The following is a 15,596-nucleotide window of genomic DNA, read 5'->3' on the forward strand; positions in this document are numbered from 1 at the left end:
AGTCGAAGGAACAAAAATTTAACATGGCGAAAGAAAAGCAACCCCGCTTCTCAACAGGAGCGGGGTATTTTTTTTGAATCCCCCCTTTTTTGTAACTTTATCCATTAAAATACAGTCTAAAGGTTTAGGAAAAAGACAGCCACCGGGAGGATAGCCATGGAAAAGAAATTCACGTTTGTTAACGAAAATTATGAGATGTTGAATAAGGAACAAAAACAAAAGGAATTTACATATTCCTCTGAAAATATAGAAGTTAAGCCGCATACGCAGAAAACGTACCGGTACGCGGCAATCATCATTGTTTCACTTGCCCTGCTTGTTGCCGCTTTTTTCTCAATTGAAAAAATGAAATCTTCGGAGCGGGGGATAGGGCGGGATTCCTTACATGAGCCTACAGCCGGATCAGATAAATCGGCACGAGAAAATATGCAAAAACCAGGGATGCCGGGGGATTTTCAACCTCAGGTTCTAAGTGAAGGATCCTCTGCTTCCTATATCGTCGATTTAAATGTGCCACGGGATAACAAATTTCTGGTCAGCGCGTCCATTGACGTAACCAATACATCCGAAAAGGGCTGGAACCAAATTTCTTTTCATTTTTTCCCAAACCTGCTCGGTGATTTGGGAAGGGAAGAATGCCGCAGGAAGGTCCTAACTTGGGCGATTGATAAGTGCCTGAATGAAATTGGCAGCGGTAATTTGGAAGTGGAGGGCGCAAAAATCGACGGTGTACCGTCAAAGTATGAATTGGAAGGCCTACAGCTGAAGGTGCCGTTAATGAAGGCCTTGAAGTCGGGCGGGAAAGCAAACGTCGAGATTTCCTACTCTTTTTCAATACCAAATGGGGGAAATGAGAAGCACGTTTACGATCTTCTCCAATGGCATCCAATGCTTCCGGATTATACATATGATTGGTTAATCCAGCCTCCTGCCTTTGGAAAAGAAACGTATTCCGCACCGCCTTCAAACTACCTTTTACACTATCAAATCCCAGAGAATCTTATCGCGGTAACCTCGGGTGCCGATCTCGATCAGGCAAGCGAAACAGGAGACATTCAGGAAAACCGCCTGAAAGAAATGTATGTTATTCTTTTGGATGGCTACAAAATGATTAAAACGTCGGCGGGTTCCATTGAAGTTCGTGTATTTGCTTTGGAAGAGGAATTGGAAAAAGGAAAAATGGTACTTGGAACAGCGGCGGAAGCGGTTGGTTTTTTTGCTTCCCGCCTCGGTGATTTGCCATATAAGCAGATTGATATTGTTATGACAAACGAGCGGAAAGGCAGTTATCCAGGGATTGTTCTCCAGCCGGACGTTATAAAAAGTGATGAACTCTTCTATCAGCCTATTGAGGAAACCCCTGACCATTTGCTCGTCCATCAGCTTGCCCAGCAATGGTTTTATGGCAAAGTCCATTTTGATCGGCATACCGATGCTTGGCTGAATGACGGACTTTCCGAGTTGGCCGCGTCCCTCTTCTTTTTGGGCAGCCAAAAGAAAAGCGAAGCGGAAAGCTTTGCCTACGCAAACGCATTTGATGACTTCTATATTATGAGGACGGATGTTAAATCAAACATGCCCGCGGACCGATATACCGGAATGCCCGGCGGAATGGTTGGCCATATCCAGGCAAAACCCACGCTATATCTATGGAGAATGATGAAACCTCACGGAACGGATACTGCACTTGCCTTCCTTTCCGATTACCTTTCCGCCTATTCAGGCAAAAAACTGGCAACGATTGAATTCATTCGTTTCACTAAAGAATATTTCAAAGTGGACAATCGCCCTTTTACCTCCTGGCTTGATTTTAATCCTTACGAAAACAGTGATTTCCAGGACTTTTTCAACTTGTGACCAGAGGCTTGAATATGGGAAACACCGGCACATAATACGAAATAGTTTCTTTTTGACGCTGGATTGAGTATAATGTTTCTATTCCAAATTGAATATTCCTTCGGGGCAGGGTGAAATTCCCTACCGGCGGTGATGGGGCAGTGCCCCTCAGCCCGTGACCCGTTTGCCTTCAGGTTTTGGCGAACGGTGGATCCGGTGTGAATCCGGGGCCGACAGTATAGTCTGGATGGGAGAAGGAAGCAGCAGGTTTTGAAAAAAGGGAATGGTGTGCCCTTCTGCAAACAGCGGCCGTATATAGGCAGGCTTGTTTCATGGTGGAAGGCCAGGCGTGCCTGACTCTGTTGTTTTCAAACCTTTATTTGAGCATGCCATTTTTCAGCCCCAAAGCGCTTTTGCCTTTGGGGCTTTCGCATGTTTTTCCACCCCTTTGGGATATCCTGTTAATGGATAAGCCACGATAAAAAGGAGAAGAGAATGTTTACAGGAATTATTGAGGAAATTGGCACCATTTCACGGATTGCCGCAACAGGCATATCCATGGTCCTTACAATCGAGGCAAAGAAGGTTTTGGAGGATGTAAAGCTCGGAGACAGCATATCCGTCAACGGAGTCTGCCTAACGGTTACTTCCTTTGAAAAAAGTAGGTTTACCGTCGATGTGATGCCTGAAACCGTGAAAGCTACGAATATTAAGGACTTAAAGACGGGCTCCAAGGTCAACCTGGAACGTGCCATGGCAGCAGGCGGGAGGTTTGGCGGCCACTTTGTGAGCGGCCATATTGACGGAACGGGAACGATTATTAAAAAGAACAAAATGGCGAACGCTGTTTATTATGAAATTCAAGCAGCTCCATCCATCATGCCTTTCCTCATTCTCAAAGGTTCGGTTGCAGTGGATGGGACAAGCTTGACAGTTTTTGATGTAACCGGTGATACGTTTACAGTTTCACTTATCCCCCATACACTTACTGAAACGATTCTTTCCATTAAGGAAGCGGGGGACAGTGTCAACATTGAATGTGATATGCTTGGCAAATATGTGCACCATATCCTAAATCCAGGAAAAAGCGAAACGGGGAAAAAGAAGCCGGAAATAACCGCCAAATTCCTGGAGAAGAATGGGTTCATTTAAGGAGGGAGCACCATGTTCAGCACAATTGAAGAAGCCCTTCGCGATTTAAAGGAAGGGAAGGTCATCATCGTCTGTGATGATGAAGGGCGCGAAAACGAAGGCGATTTTGTTTCTTTGGCGGAAAAAGCAGTGCCGGAAGTCATTAATTTCATGGCCACTCATGGCAGGGGCCTAATATGTGTTCCGGTTGAAGAAGGCCTCGCGGAAAAATTAATGCTCGACCCGATGGTGGACAAAAATACGGATGCCCACGGGACCGCTTTTACAATCAGCATCGACCATAAATTCACGACAACGGGGATTTCTGCTTACGAACGTTCGGCAACAATCCTCAGCATGATTGATGAAGCCGCCCGGCCAGATGATTTTAAAAGGCCAGGGCATGTTTTCCCGCTTGTTGCGAAAAAAGGCGGAGTACTGGAACGGCCCGGACATACAGAAGCGGCGGTTGATTTGGCGAAGCTATGCGGTGCCAAGCCCGCAGGCGTTATCTGCGAAATCATGAATGAAGATGGTACAATGGCAAGGGTACCGGAGCTAAAGGGCGTGGCCCAACGCTTCGAACTCAAAATGATTACTATAGAAGATCTGATTGCTTTTAGAAAAAGAAAAGAACAGCTAGGGGCAGTAAAATAATTTGCCCTGTTGGATATTGACTGGAGGAATGGAAAATGAATAAAGTATACGAAGGAAACCTCATCGGCACCGGCCTGAAAATAGGAATCGTTGCAGGACGTTTCAATGAATTTATCACCGATAAACTATTAGGCGGCGCGTTGGATGCCCTAAAGCGCCATGGAGTAAATGAAACAGACGTGGATGTGGCATGGGTGCCGGGCGCTTTTGAAATACCCCTTATCGCCCAAAAATTGGCCAAAGGCGGAAAGTATGATGCAGTCATCACCCTTGGCGCAGTTATTCGCGGGTCCACACCGCATTTTGATTACGTGTGCAAAGAAGTTGCAAAAGGCGTCGGGAACACCGCGCTATCCTCGGGAATTCCCGTCATTTTCGGCGTGCTAACGGTTGATTCAATCGAGCAGGCTATCGAGCGCGCGGGTACGAAAGCTGGTAACAAAGGTTGGGAGGCAGCCTCATCGGCAATTGAAATGGCTAACCTTCTCCGTACCATTGAGGCATAGTCGAGTTGATTCAAGGAACCGGACCGCCAGTTCCTTTCTTAAAGTGAATGACTAAAAAACAGGCCCTTGATAGCGGTAAATGCATTTAGTTGTATAAAACCTCATCTTTTTATAAAGGAGAAATAGTAGTGAGTGAGCTGAAAATGGATTCAAAAGTGCTTTCCGTTTTGGAAAATAAGATTCAACTCATTAAAACTGACAAAGGGGCGATTTACCTTGTCGGCCCAATCCGGCTTCCTGTCAATCTTTACGGGGAAACGGTCGTATTCCAGTGGTACTGCTGGCTGAACTGTGATGAAGTGACGGAGGATTATCAGCGGATCATAGATAAACTGTCCTCTTCCAATCTTGCGGAATTACAGCAATCAAGCGTCCTTGCTTACGGGGATTTCCAGTACGGCGATGAAGCGCTGATCAGGATGCACTCCATCTGCCATACCGGTGACATTTTTGGAAGCAAGCGCTGCGATTGCGGCTTCCAATTGAAGAATTCCATGAAAATGATTGTCGAGCATGGAACGGGCGCGTTATTTTACCTTGCCAATCATGAAGGAAGAGGAATTGGCCTGTTCAGCAAGGCGATGGCTTATATTCTCCAGGAAAATGGCTATGATACGGTTGAGGCAAATGAAGGGCTTGGATTTGTTGACGATTCCAGGAATTACGAAGATGCGATTTCCGTCCTGAAAGCATTACGCTCCAAGCCAGTCACGCTGATCACGAACAATCCGAAAAAACTTGAGGCTCTAAGGCAGTCAGGTATGCCGATTTCGGGCAGGCGCCCGCTGTGGGGGGATATTTCGGAATACAATGAGCAATACCTCCAAACGAAGGTGAACCGTTCAGGACACCTGAGGGAAGAGGGGACTTGCACGAATGACTAGCGATGCTTTCTATATGGATCTCGCCCTGCAAAATGCCCGGGCGTTAAAAGGCCAGACGGATCCAAATCCGCTTGTCGGGTCCGTTATAGTGAATGAAGGAAGGATTGTCGGTGTTGGGGCCCACCTGCAGGCAGGAACACCCCATGCGGAAATCCACGCCCTCCGGATGGCGGGGGAAAAGGCCCGAGGAGGCACCATCTATGTCACTTTGGAGCCTTGCTCGCACCATGGCCGAACAGGCCCGTGTGCCGAGGCGATTGTCCAGGCCGGTTTGAAAAGGGCGGTCATTGCAACACTTGACCCTAACCCGGTTGTCAAAGGGAATGGCGTTAGAATTCTTCAGGATGCCGGAATTGAAGTCGACATAGGCATCCGTGAAGAGGAATCCCGTAAGATGAACGAGGTTTTCAATAAATTTATCGTTGATAAGAGGCCATTTGTCACATTGAAAGCGGGGTCTTCCCTTGATGGGAAAATTGCTACCCACACATTTGAAAGCAAATGGATTACATCCGAAGATGCGCGCCGGGATGCCCATCATTTAAGGAACGAACACCTGGCGATCCTGGTGGGCGTCAATACCGTCATAAAAGACAATCCGGAATTGACTACAAGGATTCCGAATGGGCGTAATCCAATTCGTGTTGTGCTAGATTCTTCCTTAAAAATACCGCCCGATTCCAAGGTGGTTACGGACGGACTTGCGGAAACGTGGATTTTTACAACCCAAGATGCTGACAACAATAAGGAGAAACAGCTGAGGGAGCGGGGCGCAAGTGTTTTCCGGACAGCGGGCCAGGGGAAGGTGGACCCTGGAGAAGTGCTTGATATCCTTGGGGAAAAGCTCGTTTCTTCCGTCCTGATTGAAGGCGGCGGCACCGTCCATGCGAGTTTTATTGAAAACAAATTAGTTGATAAAGTCATTCTTTATTTTGCTCCGATGCTAATTGGCGGGCAAGCGGCACCTACATTTCTTGAAGGGGCAGGCGCCAATACAATGGCGGATGTAGTTGAATTGGAAAATACATCGATAGAAAAGGTTGGCCGTGATTTCAAGTTCACCGGCTATCCTTCCTATAATTAACGAAGGCCAGCAGCTCATGCTGGCCTTTTTTTGAATATTTTACCGACTCCCCTGGACAATTCACCCATTTTAGAAAAAAGTTGTAGTAAAATAGTCATAGATAAGAAGGGGGATAGGAGAATGGAACTGCTTTCGGTGTCGGGAATAAGGAAAGCGTTTAAGGATTTTGAAGCAGTACGCAGCGTATCATTTACAGTCAGTAAAGGAGAAGCTTTTGGATTGCTGGGTCCGAATGGCGCAGGAAAGTCTACGACTATCAATATGTTGACGGGCCTTTTTCCACCTACAGACGGTTCAATCATGCTTTCAGGCATTGATATGAAAGCCAACCCGAAAAAAGCACAGGCGCTGATTGGGATTGTCCCGCAGGAAATCGCGCTGTACCAAACGATGAGCGCGAAAGACAATCTTTATTTTTGGGGAAGGATGTATGGCCTTTCCGGAAGCATTCTCGATCATCGGGTAGCCGAAACACTCGAGTTGATTGGACTTGCCGACAGGGCGAAGGATAAAGTCGAGACGTTTTCCGGGGGGATGAAACGGAGGGTCAATATAGGCGCGGCCATCCTCCACAGGCCGGAATTATTGATTATGGATGAGCCAACCGTTGGAATTGACCCACAGTCAAGGGCTCATATCCTTGAAACGGTTAAGAGATTGAATAATGAGGGAATGACTGTCATTTATACAAGCCATTACATGGAGGAAGTGGAGTTTCTATGTAAGCGGATTGGCGTTATGGACCACGGAAAGCTGATTGCCTTGGGAACCATTCCGGAACTGAGGGAGACGATTGGCGACAGGTCGAGGATGGTCTTTGCCATTCAGGGAGGCGCGGCCAACCCAGACATGCTAAATGGCATTGTTCCGGCAGGGGATTGCCAGGTTTTCGGAGAGAATTTGACTGTGTTTCACAAGGAGCCTCAAGCTGTCTTAAGTACGCTCGTCCAAAGAATCACGGAAACGGGAGCGCAAATTTCCGGAGTGGAAATCGTCGAGCCGAATTTGGAAAGCGTCTTTTTGCATCTAACAGGAAGAAGCCTGCGCGACTAAGGGGGGAGAAAGAATGAATTTGTGGTGGCTTGCTTTAAAAGACACAATCCTTATCGCAAAGGACAGGAAAGCCTTGCTGACACTTATCCTGATGCCGTTGCTATTGATCGGTATATTGGGAGCGGCATTTGGCAAGCTCATGGGAGACGGCGAAGTGAAGCTGGACAAATTTACACTCGCCGTGGCCAATCTTGACGATGGGGAGATGGGCACGGTCCTAGAGGAAGAAGTTTTTGAAAAAGGCCTGCCTGATCTTGTGAAAGTGAAAAAAATGAATGAAGCTGAACTGTATACAACCCTTAAAGACCAAAAAGCCGCTGTAGGCCTGATTATCGAAAAAGGTTTTTCAAATGCGGTCCTTTCCGGTAATGAGGCGGAAGTGAAACTCATTTCGATTCCATCGGCGGGCATTCAGGCGACAATTACCGAGAACATCATCCAACAGTTTGCAAGTGAAGCCGCTATCCGGACAGCCGGGATGAAGGCTGCCATCGAGGCTGCCGCAAAAGCGGGGAATCAGGGGCAGGCAAACCTTGGTGCCGCAGGGTTTTCCCCGGGGGAGGAACCCTTCACGCTTGTGAAGGAGGAAGCTGCAAAGGAAGAAGGACTGCCGGTCGGCTCCTTTCAATATTACGCCGCGGGCATGGGGGTCATGTTCCTGCTGATGACAGTTACCATTGGGGTATCGGCCATGATTGAGGAAAAGGAGCAGGAGGTTTATAAACGGCTGCTTGTATCAAAATTGACCCATTATGAGTATTTGGCGGGAAAAGTCCTTGGGCTGCTGTTTTTATCAACGCTTCAGCTGTTTGTGATAATACTTGGAACCCGGTTCATTTTTTCGGTTGATTGGGGCTCATCCCTCACTGGCGTTTTCATAATCGGTATTAGCTTCGTATTCAGCGCTTGCGGACTCGGAGTTATGGCGGGTTCACTGGTGAACACAGGAAAGGCCTTTAACGTAGTAGGTATGCTGGGCACACAAATCATGGCGGCAGTTGGCGGCAGTATGGTGCCTTTATATTTGATGCCTGATTGGGTGAACACGCTAGTAAAAGTTTTTCCAAACGCACTTGCCCTGCAATCATTCCTGGAGTTGATGTCTGGGGGCGGGATAATGGATATCCTCCCGGGAGCGGCGGGCCTATTGGGGCTCGGGATTCTATTCCTTGCGATCGGCTGGCTTGTGCTTGCCGGGGAAAGGAGGAGAAAGTATGCGTAAAACAGCTGCGATTGCCCTGTTGCATCTGAAGTCGATGGCGCGCACCCCCTCCATATGGGTAATGATGGTCGTCATGCCCCTCGTATTCAGCATTATTTTCGGTGGAATGGCTGGCAGTTCGGAAAAAAACAAACCGCTTGTGCTGTATTCAGCGGGAAGCGATGATTTATCTTTACAGGCTGCGAAACTGCTGACAGGCAATAATCAATATAAATGGGAAAAAGTTTCCCCGCAAAAAGCTAGGGAAGCGGTTAACAATCAAAAGGCCATCGCTGCGGTCATGATTGGGGAAGGATTGGCAGAGCGGATTGCAAAAAAAGAACCGCTGTTCACCGTTGCAATCCAGCGTGAGACACAGGAGTATTTGGCGCTGTATCCCCATCTTGAAGGAGCCGCGCGGACGGTTGCCTCGGGTTATGAATTAGCAGCCGCTAGCGGGACCGATGGGTTTTCGGCACTTTTACAGGAAGTGTCAGGCAACCAGGGAATCAAAGTTAAAAAGGAGATTATTCAAAGGGAAGGAAGCAAGGGAGAAGCAGTTTCCTTGAGTTCAATTGGATTTACGATCATGTTCATGATGTTCGGGATCTCGGGAGCGGCAGCCACAATTCTTGAAGAAAGGGCTGGCGGAACCTGGGCAAGATTGATGGCCGCCCCTGTTAACAGGGTTCAGATTATTTGCGGTTATATCCTGTCCTACTTTTTGCTTGGCTGGCTGCAGCTTGGCATTCTCGCTCTCTCGATTAAAGTGCTTTTTAACGGGAAGTGGGGAAGCCCGCTCTATTTTATCCCGTTTGCATCGCTTGTCATTCTGACCGTGGTCGGCCTTGGCCTTATGATTGCAGGACTGGTAAAAACAAAACAGCAAGCGGGCGCGTTGAGCGCGGTTATCATCGTCAGCACCTGTATGCTCGGAGGTGTCTACTGGCCGATTGATGTTGTTCCTGATTTCATGAAGCTGATCGCAAAATTCGTCCCGCAAAGCTGGATGATGTCGGGTATCCGGGAAATTGTGAGCGGAAGCCTGCACGGACCGACGATTTGGACTGCAATCGCCGTTCTAGCTGGATTCTGCCTGCTGTTCTACTATTTGGGAATAAGGAAGCTAAAATACGAAAATTAATTTAATTGACAATACAAAAAAGAGAGCCTGTCCGGCTCTCTTTTATAGTATAATTAGATGCGCTTTGCACCTACATAACGTGGCTTCCAGTAGGAGTTGTTTAAGGATGAAACAGATACGCCTTTAGATGAAGCAGAATGGATGAATTTCCCGTTTCCGATATAAATGCCGACATGTGTCGGTCTTGAAGCTTTGTATGTTTGATAGAAAACAAGGTCGCCAGGCTTAAGGCTGTATACGCGTTTACCTTTGCCCCACATTTCCCCAGCTGTCCTTGGAAGGGACTTTCCTGCTTTACCAAAAGAGTATTTTACGAGGCCGGAGCAATCAAAACCTGCTCTTGGGCTGATTCCGCCCCATGTATAACGTTTTCCCATATTGGATTTAGCGACAGAAATTGCATTGTTGTGGTAAGTTGCAGCTTCACTCATGGTCGGAAGAAGTGTCATCATCAAAGTTGTCATAAACAAAACCGCCATAAATTTCTTCAACATGTAAGTTTACCCCCTGGTGTTTTTTGCTAAACCTACTATACTCTATTCTTTTTAACAGCGTCTTCACAGGTAGATTACAAGTCTATTACAAGAGGAAATGAAAATTCAGAAAATTAACATTGTTGTTACTTTTAAAAGTAAGAACACTTGTTTTTTCCGCAGGAAACCTTGATATTATTGGGTTTTTACAATCTTTTATCCTTTACGGCACAGCAAGGAGCATGGTCGATCATAGTGGCTAAAATGTAAACAAACTGTGAAAAAAGTAAAAAAATGTGACGAAAATATGTAATACAACTGTAAAAATGGATTTTTTCACCTTCTATTTCTTACAAAATTGTAAGACTGAAAGTTAAAAATGTAAGGGAATGCGATGGATGATAGAAAAGAATTTTATTACAGTAAAAGTAACAAAAGGATAAACGAGGGATGAAAATGGAATTGGTTTTGGAAGCTGTCGGGCTCAATAAGACTTATGGAGGAAAGGGGAATGTTTTTTCCGCCCTGAACAACATCGATGTAAAGGTTGAAAAAGGGGAATTCACCGCGATTATGGGGCCTTCAGGAGCCGGAAAAACAACCTTGCTGAACATATTATCGACGATTGACGCGCCGACTTCAGGCATCGTAAGGATAAACGGTACGAATGTGCAAAGTTTGAATGAAGAGGAAGTCAGCAGGTTCCGGCGGGATAGGATCGGCTTCATTTTCCAGGATTACAACCTCCTGGACACATTGACAATTGAAGAAAATATCGCCTTGCCGCTCGCACTTGCTGGTATGCCGCCAGTCGAAATTGCGAGGAGGGCAGCGGAATTCGCAAATATATTCGGGATAGAAGAACTACTCGGCAAATATCCTTATGAGGTTTCCGGTGGGCAGCAACAAAGGGCATCCGCAGCGAGGGCGCTTGTTTCAAGCCCGAGCATTGTCTTCGCGGATGAGCCTACGGGAGCCCTCGATTCGAAGTCGGCCCATATCCTATTGAAGACGCTTGAGGAAATAAACAGGATTAAAGGCTCGACCATATTGATGGTAACCCATGACCCTTTCGCAGCAAGCTTTTGCAGCCGTGTCGTTTTTATAAAGGATGGTGGGTTCTTCACTGAATTAAGAAAGGGAAGCCAAACAAGGAAACAGTTTTTCCAGCAGGTTGTCCATGTGCTGGCTGCCTTGGGGGGTGGACAGATTGAGTCTGTTTGAACTGACAAAAAGAAATATACGTAAAAACTTCAAGGCATATTTGGTTTATTTTTATCCGATGGCCTTTAGCGTCGTGATTTACTTTACTTTTGTATCCCTGCAATACAATCGGAAAATCATTGATGCTGCAGCGAGCCTTGGCAAAATAGGACCCGCATTTATGGCCGCTTCTGTTTTCCTGATGGCTTTCTCCGCTCTGTTTATCTTTTATTCCAATAGCTTTTTTATGAAAAAGCGGAAAAAAGAAATCGCCTTATACTCTCTTTTTGGTATGTCGAAAAAACAAATTGGGCTGATGCTTTTTTTTGAAAATTTGCTTGTCGGCACGGGGGCTCTACTGGTTGGTCTTGGTATTGGCGCGGTTCTTTCCAAGCTGTTTGCGATGGTCCTTGTTAAACTCATGGGAATTCCAATCGTAGCGGGTTTCACCTTATCCGTAGCTGCGGCAGTCCAAACGATTGTTATTTTTTTTCTGATTCTCTCTGCGGCATCGATTTATAATGCCCGGGTCATCCGGACATCCACGCTCCGTGAACTTTTCCAGGCGGGAAAACAAGCGGAGAAAAAGCCGTTTGCCTCCGTCGCTGTGGCTTTATTGTCGCTGCTGCTCATCGGAACTGGCTATTGGGTTATTCTCCAGCCCGTTTCATCCGGTATCTGGTCAAGCCACGCATGGCTGAAAATCCTTGGCGCGCTTGTGAGCATCATAATTGGAACGTTCCTATTCATCCGGGCATTCATCGTCTATTTGCTTTCGGCTCTCTCGAAAAGGAAGGCATTCTTCTATAAAGGATCTAACATCATAAGTACATCTAATCTGCTATATAGGATAAAAGGAAATATCGCCGTCCTGTCGGTACTGGCGCTGTTGTCCACATTCACGCTTTTCCTGATGGGAGTGACGTGGAGCCTGTACGCCAGCCTGAATGATATTTCTAAAGACAATTTTCCGCACAGCTTTATTTATTCGGTGCAAAATGGGGAAGATGAAACGGAAATAAACCGTCTATTCGAGGCTAGGGACGATATACGTTACAGCCAAAAAATAGAGCCGGTAAAAATGGAAGCGGGTCCGGATTTTTCCGGGAGGTTTCCTCCTGATTATCCAGTCCTGCTTATTCCCGAATCGTCTTTTAGGCAGCTCGGAAGGAAAATGGGGATGGAAGCGGATATTCAGTTTGCCGATAATGAAGCGATCGCCTTTTATGACGGAAATCTGAACAGGACGCACGACCCTTATACCGGCAGAAGCATCCGCTTGCCGGGCGGGGAAAACGCAACAATTGCTTCCTATGAAAACTATTCGCTGCTGAATCAAGCCATCTTCGCATTCCCGCTCGTCGTCAAGGATGCCGTTTATGAAAAGGCCGTTGAGTCTGGCGCGCCAACAACACAGCTGCAGATATACAAGCTTGGGAAAGAAAAGGCTACAAAGGAGCTTGGGGGGGAAATTGAAGAAATCCTCTGGAACCATACGGAAGAACGGAACGAGGTGATTTGGTCAAGTTTTTACCAGGAATATTCACAAGGAATGGAGACATACGGAATCCTTATTTTTATCAGTGGCTTCCTCGGGCTTGTCTTCCTGATGGCAACCGGCAGCGTCCTTTTTTATAGGCAGTTGTCGGAAGCGGCCGCCGACAAGCCGAGGTACCAAATCCTGAAGAAGATTGGGCTCGGAGCGCGGGAAATGAGGAAATCGATCAGGGTCCAAACGCTGTTTATTTTCTCTATTCCAATCCTGATTGCCGTATCGCATAGCTCGGTCCTGATATCGGCGCTCGCCGGGTTTGCCGGCATCCGGATGGCCGGCCCATTCATGGTCGTCCTTGGCCTATATATCGGTCTGTATTTGGCCTACTTTTCTTACACGTCGACCCGCTTCTATGCACTCGTTAATGAATAGCCATGAAAAAAGGGATGGTTCCTCCATCCCTTTTGTTCGTATTATTCCTTATGGTTTTCGGCTTCCAGTCCAAGGTAGGCGGCTCCACCAGGAACTGGGAAGTGAATGGCCGCCTGTGTGAATACTCCTCTTTCGGACTCGACACTCACCGAATGGCCGAGCTTATCGGCGATTTTTTTGGCGAGATAAAGCCCCATGCCTGTGGACGAATAAAGTTCGCGCCCGTTTTTCCCTGTAAATCCCTTTTCGAAAACCCTAGGAAGATCCTCGGGGAAAATCCCGATTCCGTTGTCGCGGATGGAAATCATCCTTTCCTTTGAAAGGACGGAAACTGTAAGCTCACCTCCCGGCGGGGTATATTTAAGCGCGTTCCCGAGCAGCTGGTTGCAAAGGAACAGAAGGGCTTTTTTGTCAGAGAGCGCCTCAAAGTCTTCGCAGCGGACGTCCAGGCGGATTTTTTTTGCATAAAATACCTTGGAATGGGCTTTCAAGGATTCTTTGACGATTTTCCCAATCTCAGCCTCCTGAATGAGGTAGTCATTATTGAAATCGTTCAGGCGAGAAAAATAAAGCGCCTGCTCGACGAAATGTTCGATCCGGTCCATTTCTTCTTCCAGGCTCGGGCTTCCTTCACCTGTCTCATAAAGCATCCTGCTAACGGCAATCGGCGTTTTGATCTCATGGAACCAGGAAGTCATGTATTCCATCCATTCCTTTTTTTCATCATTGGCGCGCCTGAGCCCTTCAAGAGAGGACCGGTAATGCCCAGCGATTATCCCGATGTACAGCTTTTCTTCTTCGGTAGGTTTTATCCCATGCCCGCTGGGTAGACCGCCCGGCTCATAGCTTTCAAGTTCTTTTAAAAATGCATTCTTTCTGCGGAAGTCGTAGAATAAATAACCCGCTATAATCAGTACGGAAACAAAATCGATGTACAAAAGGCTCGCCGGAAGGATGGACAGCGAGGGGTCGGCTAGGGCGACAGTATTCATAAAGCCGATGATAAGCAGTAAACAAACAATGAGAGCCTTTTGGCCTGACATGTATTCAATAGGTTTCATTGTAAACTATACCCCTGGCCTTTTCTTGTTTGGATGGCGCATGCGAGGCCGAGGCTTTCCAGCTTCTTTCTGAGCCGGTTCATATTGACGGTCAGCGTATTGTCATCTATAAAGCTTTCGTCCTGCCACAATGCCCGCATGATTTCATCTCTTCCTATTATTTTTCCAGGCCGCTTCATCAGCATCGCCAATATATGAAACTCATTTTTCGTTAATATCGCTTCCTTGCCCTCGAACTGGGCGGAAGCTTTTTCAAGATTCAGGAGAAGGCCGTTGTACTCAAGAACAATCGTTTCACGCTGTTGGGGAGCAGCCGCTCGCCGCAAAATGGCATTCAGCTTCGCGACCAGCACGTCGAGCGAAAAAGGCTTCTGGAGATAGTCATCTCCGCCGACATTCATGGCCATGACAATATCCATATTTTCCGTTCTTGATGAAATGAACACGATGGGAGCGGCAGTCACTTCACGGATTTTTTTGCACCAGTAAAACCCGTCGTAGCTTGGGAGGTTGATATCGAGTAAGATGAGATCCGGCTTCAAATCGGCGGCTTGTGCATCAATCTCCTCAAACGAGCTAACCGAACAGGGGGAAAAATCCCATTTTTCCAGGTGAGCGGCAATCAACTGTCTTAATTTCGGTTCATCCTCTACAATCATCACTCTTCTCAAAGTGCCACCTTCTTTTTGCAAAGTTTGTATCTATAGTATAGTAGACTTGGCAGGAATTTAGTAGAGTACCATTTTTTGAAAGTTGACTGGAGGGAAAAGTGTGATAAAGGGTATTATTTTCGACTTTGACGGCCTGATTGTCGATACGGAGTCGCTTTGGTATGAAGCCTATAAGGAAATCATGGCTGAATTCAGGTGCGAACTCCCGCTTGAAGAATTTTCAAAGGTAATTGGGACGACCAACGAAGTGCTAAATGCATATTTTGAAAAAACGACAGGCATGACGGTCGACGAAGCAGGCATCCATTTGAAAACGAAGGAGTTTTACATGCAAAAAGCAGGCAGCCTAGCGCTCCGTGAAGGGGTTCGCGAGTATTTGGATGAAGCAAAGTCCCTTGGTGTGAAAATTGGCCTAGCTTCAAGCTCGCGGAGAGAATGGGTCGAATCGTATTTAAGGAAGTTTGGCATTTACAGCTACTTTGAAACAATTAAAACGAAGGAAGACGTCGAAAAAGTCAAACCGGACCCAGCGCTTTACTTATTGGCCCTTGAGAGCCTGGGAATTTCGCCAAATGAGGCGGTAGCTTTCGAAGACTCGCTGAACGGGTCAGCCGCGGCCATCTCCGCCGGAATGCACTGTGTCATCGTCCCGAATCCGGTAACGAACCATCTACGATTTGAAAATTACCGGCTTCGGCTTGGATCGATGGCGGAGAAAAGTTTGGCGGAAGTGCTAAAGGAAGTAGGAAGGTACGAATAGTAAAA

14 protein-coding genes, 1 pseudogene and 1 riboswitch are annotated in these 15,596 nt (G+C 46.9%); of the genes and pseudogenes, 12 read left to right on the forward strand and 3 right to left on the reverse strand.

What is annotated here, in order from left to right:
* Positions 1 to 156: 156 nt before the first annotated feature.
* From V1499_RS07895 to V1499_RS07935, 9 genes and pseudogenes are all read left to right on the forward strand, one after another.
* Entirely contained in the window at positions 157 to 1,857 is a 1,701-nt protein-coding gene (locus V1499_RS07895) for a hypothetical protein (RefSeq protein ID WP_409275229.1), read from the forward strand.
* Between the two features lie 92 nt (positions 1,858 to 1,949).
* A riboswitch (FMN riboswitch) is annotated at positions 1,950 to 2,099 on the forward strand.
* 232 nt (positions 2,100 to 2,331) lie between these two features.
* On the forward strand, positions 2,332 to 2,988 hold the full coding sequence (gene ribE / locus V1499_RS07900) for a riboflavin synthase (RefSeq protein ID WP_409275231.1): 657 nt from the start codon (positions 2,332 to 2,334) through the stop codon (positions 2,986 to 2,988).
* Positions 2,989 to 3,000: 12 nt separating this feature from the next.
* Positions 3,001 to 3,609 (forward strand): annotated as a pseudogene (gene ribB / locus V1499_RS07905) (3,4-dihydroxy-2-butanone-4-phosphate synthase); the annotation flags it as partial.
* A 50-nt stretch (positions 3,610 to 3,659) separates the two neighbouring features.
* Positions 3,660 to 4,130, forward strand: coding sequence for a 6,7-dimethyl-8-ribityllumazine synthase (ribE, locus tag V1499_RS07910; protein ID WP_409275233.1), 471 nt, complete (start codon positions 3,660 to 3,662; stop codon positions 4,128 to 4,130).
* 143 nt (positions 4,131 to 4,273) lie between these two features.
* Positions 4,274 to 5,014 carry a GTP cyclohydrolase II gene (locus V1499_RS07915; protein ID WP_409276253.1) on the forward strand — a complete coding sequence of 247 codons (741 nt, stop codon included), beginning with the start codon at positions 4,274 to 4,276 and terminating at the stop codon, positions 5,012 to 5,014.
* Positions 5,007 to 6,098, forward strand: coding sequence for a bifunctional diaminohydroxyphosphoribosylaminopyrimidine deaminase/5-amino-6-(5-phosphoribosylamino)uracil reductase RibD (gene ribD / locus V1499_RS07920; protein WP_409275235.1), 1,092 nt, complete (start codon positions 5,007 to 5,009; stop codon positions 6,096 to 6,098). Before V1499_RS07915 ends, ribD begins: the two co-directional genes overlap by 8 nt.
* A gap of 126 nt (positions 6,099 to 6,224) precedes the next feature.
* Positions 6,225 to 7,151, forward strand: a complete 927-nt coding sequence (locus V1499_RS07925; protein WP_409276254.1) for an ABC transporter ATP-binding protein — start codon at positions 6,225 to 6,227, stop codon at positions 7,149 to 7,151.
* Between the two features lie 13 nt (positions 7,152 to 7,164).
* Complete coding sequence (locus tag V1499_RS07930) at positions 7,165 to 8,373, forward strand: ABC transporter permease (protein ID WP_409275237.1); 1,209 nt, start codon at positions 7,165 to 7,167, stop codon at positions 8,371 to 8,373.
* Positions 8,366 to 9,496, forward strand: a complete 1,131-nt coding sequence (locus V1499_RS07935) for an ABC transporter permease (RefSeq protein WP_409275238.1) — start codon at positions 8,366 to 8,368, stop codon at positions 9,494 to 9,496. Before V1499_RS07930 ends, V1499_RS07935 begins: the two co-directional genes overlap by 8 nt.
* A gap of 53 nt (positions 9,497 to 9,549) precedes the next feature.
* Here V1499_RS07935 and V1499_RS07940 read toward each other — a convergent pair whose 3' ends face one another.
* On the reverse strand, positions 9,550 to 9,990 hold the full coding sequence (locus V1499_RS07940) for a C40 family peptidase (RefSeq protein WP_409275239.1): 441 nt from the start codon (positions 9,988 to 9,990) through the stop codon (positions 9,550 to 9,552).
* Positions 9,991 to 10,425: 435 nt separating this feature from the next.
* Between V1499_RS07940 and V1499_RS07945 the strand changes: the two genes are divergently transcribed.
* Together V1499_RS07945 and V1499_RS07950 are read left to right on the forward strand one after the other, a co-directional pair.
* A complete protein-coding gene (locus V1499_RS07945; RefSeq protein WP_409275240.1) occupies positions 10,426 to 11,193 on the forward strand; it encodes an ABC transporter ATP-binding protein in 768 nt (255 codons plus the stop codon).
* Positions 11,180 to 13,099 carry an ABC transporter permease gene (locus V1499_RS07950; RefSeq protein ID WP_409275242.1) on the forward strand — a complete coding sequence of 640 codons (1,920 nt, stop codon included), beginning with the start codon at positions 11,180 to 11,182 and terminating at the stop codon, positions 13,097 to 13,099. The genes V1499_RS07945 and V1499_RS07950 overlap by 14 nt, the downstream gene beginning before the upstream one ends.
* 41 nt (positions 13,100 to 13,140) lie before the next feature.
* Here the strand turns inward: V1499_RS07950 and V1499_RS07955 are convergent, their stop codons facing one another.
* Entirely contained in the window at positions 13,141 to 14,160 is a 1,020-nt protein-coding gene (locus V1499_RS07955; protein WP_409275244.1) for a sensor histidine kinase, read from the reverse strand.
* Positions 14,157 to 14,822 (reverse strand): response regulator transcription factor, encoded by a 666-nt coding sequence (locus V1499_RS07960; RefSeq protein WP_409276255.1) that lies wholly within the window; start codon positions 14,820 to 14,822, stop codon positions 14,157 to 14,159. The genes V1499_RS07955 and V1499_RS07960 overlap by 4 nt, the downstream gene beginning before the upstream one ends.
* A gap of 112 nt (positions 14,823 to 14,934) precedes the next feature.
* Here V1499_RS07960 and V1499_RS07965 point away from each other — a divergent pair, with 112 nt between their 5' ends.
* Positions 14,935 to 15,591: an HAD family hydrolase gene (locus V1499_RS07965; RefSeq protein ID WP_409276256.1), complete on the forward strand. Its 657-nt coding sequence runs from the start codon at positions 14,935 to 14,937 to the stop codon at positions 15,589 to 15,591.
* The last annotated feature ends 5 nt before the right edge of the window (positions 15,592 to 15,596 follow it).

Source organism: Neobacillus oceani (genome assembly GCF_046237595.1).
GTDB classification, from domain to species: domain Bacteria; phylum Bacillota; class Bacilli; order Bacillales; family Cytobacillaceae; genus Bacillus_D; species Bacillus_D oceani.

Coding starts and splice junctions, on each gene's coding strand:
- V1499_RS07895 (WP_409275229.1), top strand. CDS start 157: ATGGAAAAGAAATTCACGTTTGTTAACGAAAATTATGAGATGTTGAAT.
- ribE (WP_409275231.1), top strand. CDS start 2,332: ATGTTTACAGGAATTATTGAGGAAATTGGCACCATTTCACGGATTGCC.
- ribE (WP_409275233.1), top strand. CDS start 3,660: ATGAATAAAGTATACGAAGGAAACCTCATCGGCACCGGCCTGAAAATA.
- V1499_RS07915 (WP_409276253.1), top strand. CDS start 4,274: ATGGATTCAAAAGTGCTTTCCGTTTTGGAAAATAAGATTCAACTCATT.
- ribD (WP_409275235.1), top strand. CDS start 5,007: ATGACTAGCGATGCTTTCTATATGGATCTCGCCCTGCAAAATGCCCGG.
- V1499_RS07930 (WP_409275237.1), top strand. CDS start 7,165: ATGAATTTGTGGTGGCTTGCTTTAAAAGACACAATCCTTATCGCAAAG.
- V1499_RS07935 (WP_409275238.1), top strand. CDS start 8,366: ATGCGTAAAACAGCTGCGATTGCCCTGTTGCATCTGAAGTCGATGGCG.
- V1499_RS07940 (WP_409275239.1), bottom strand. CDS start 9,990: ATGTTGAAGAAATTTATGGCGGTTTTGTTTATGACAACTTTGATGATG.
- V1499_RS07945 (WP_409275240.1), top strand. CDS start 10,426: ATGGAATTGGTTTTGGAAGCTGTCGGGCTCAATAAGACTTATGGAGGA.
- V1499_RS07955 (WP_409275244.1), bottom strand. CDS start 14,160: ATGAAACCTATTGAATACATGTCAGGCCAAAAGGCTCTCATTGTTTGT.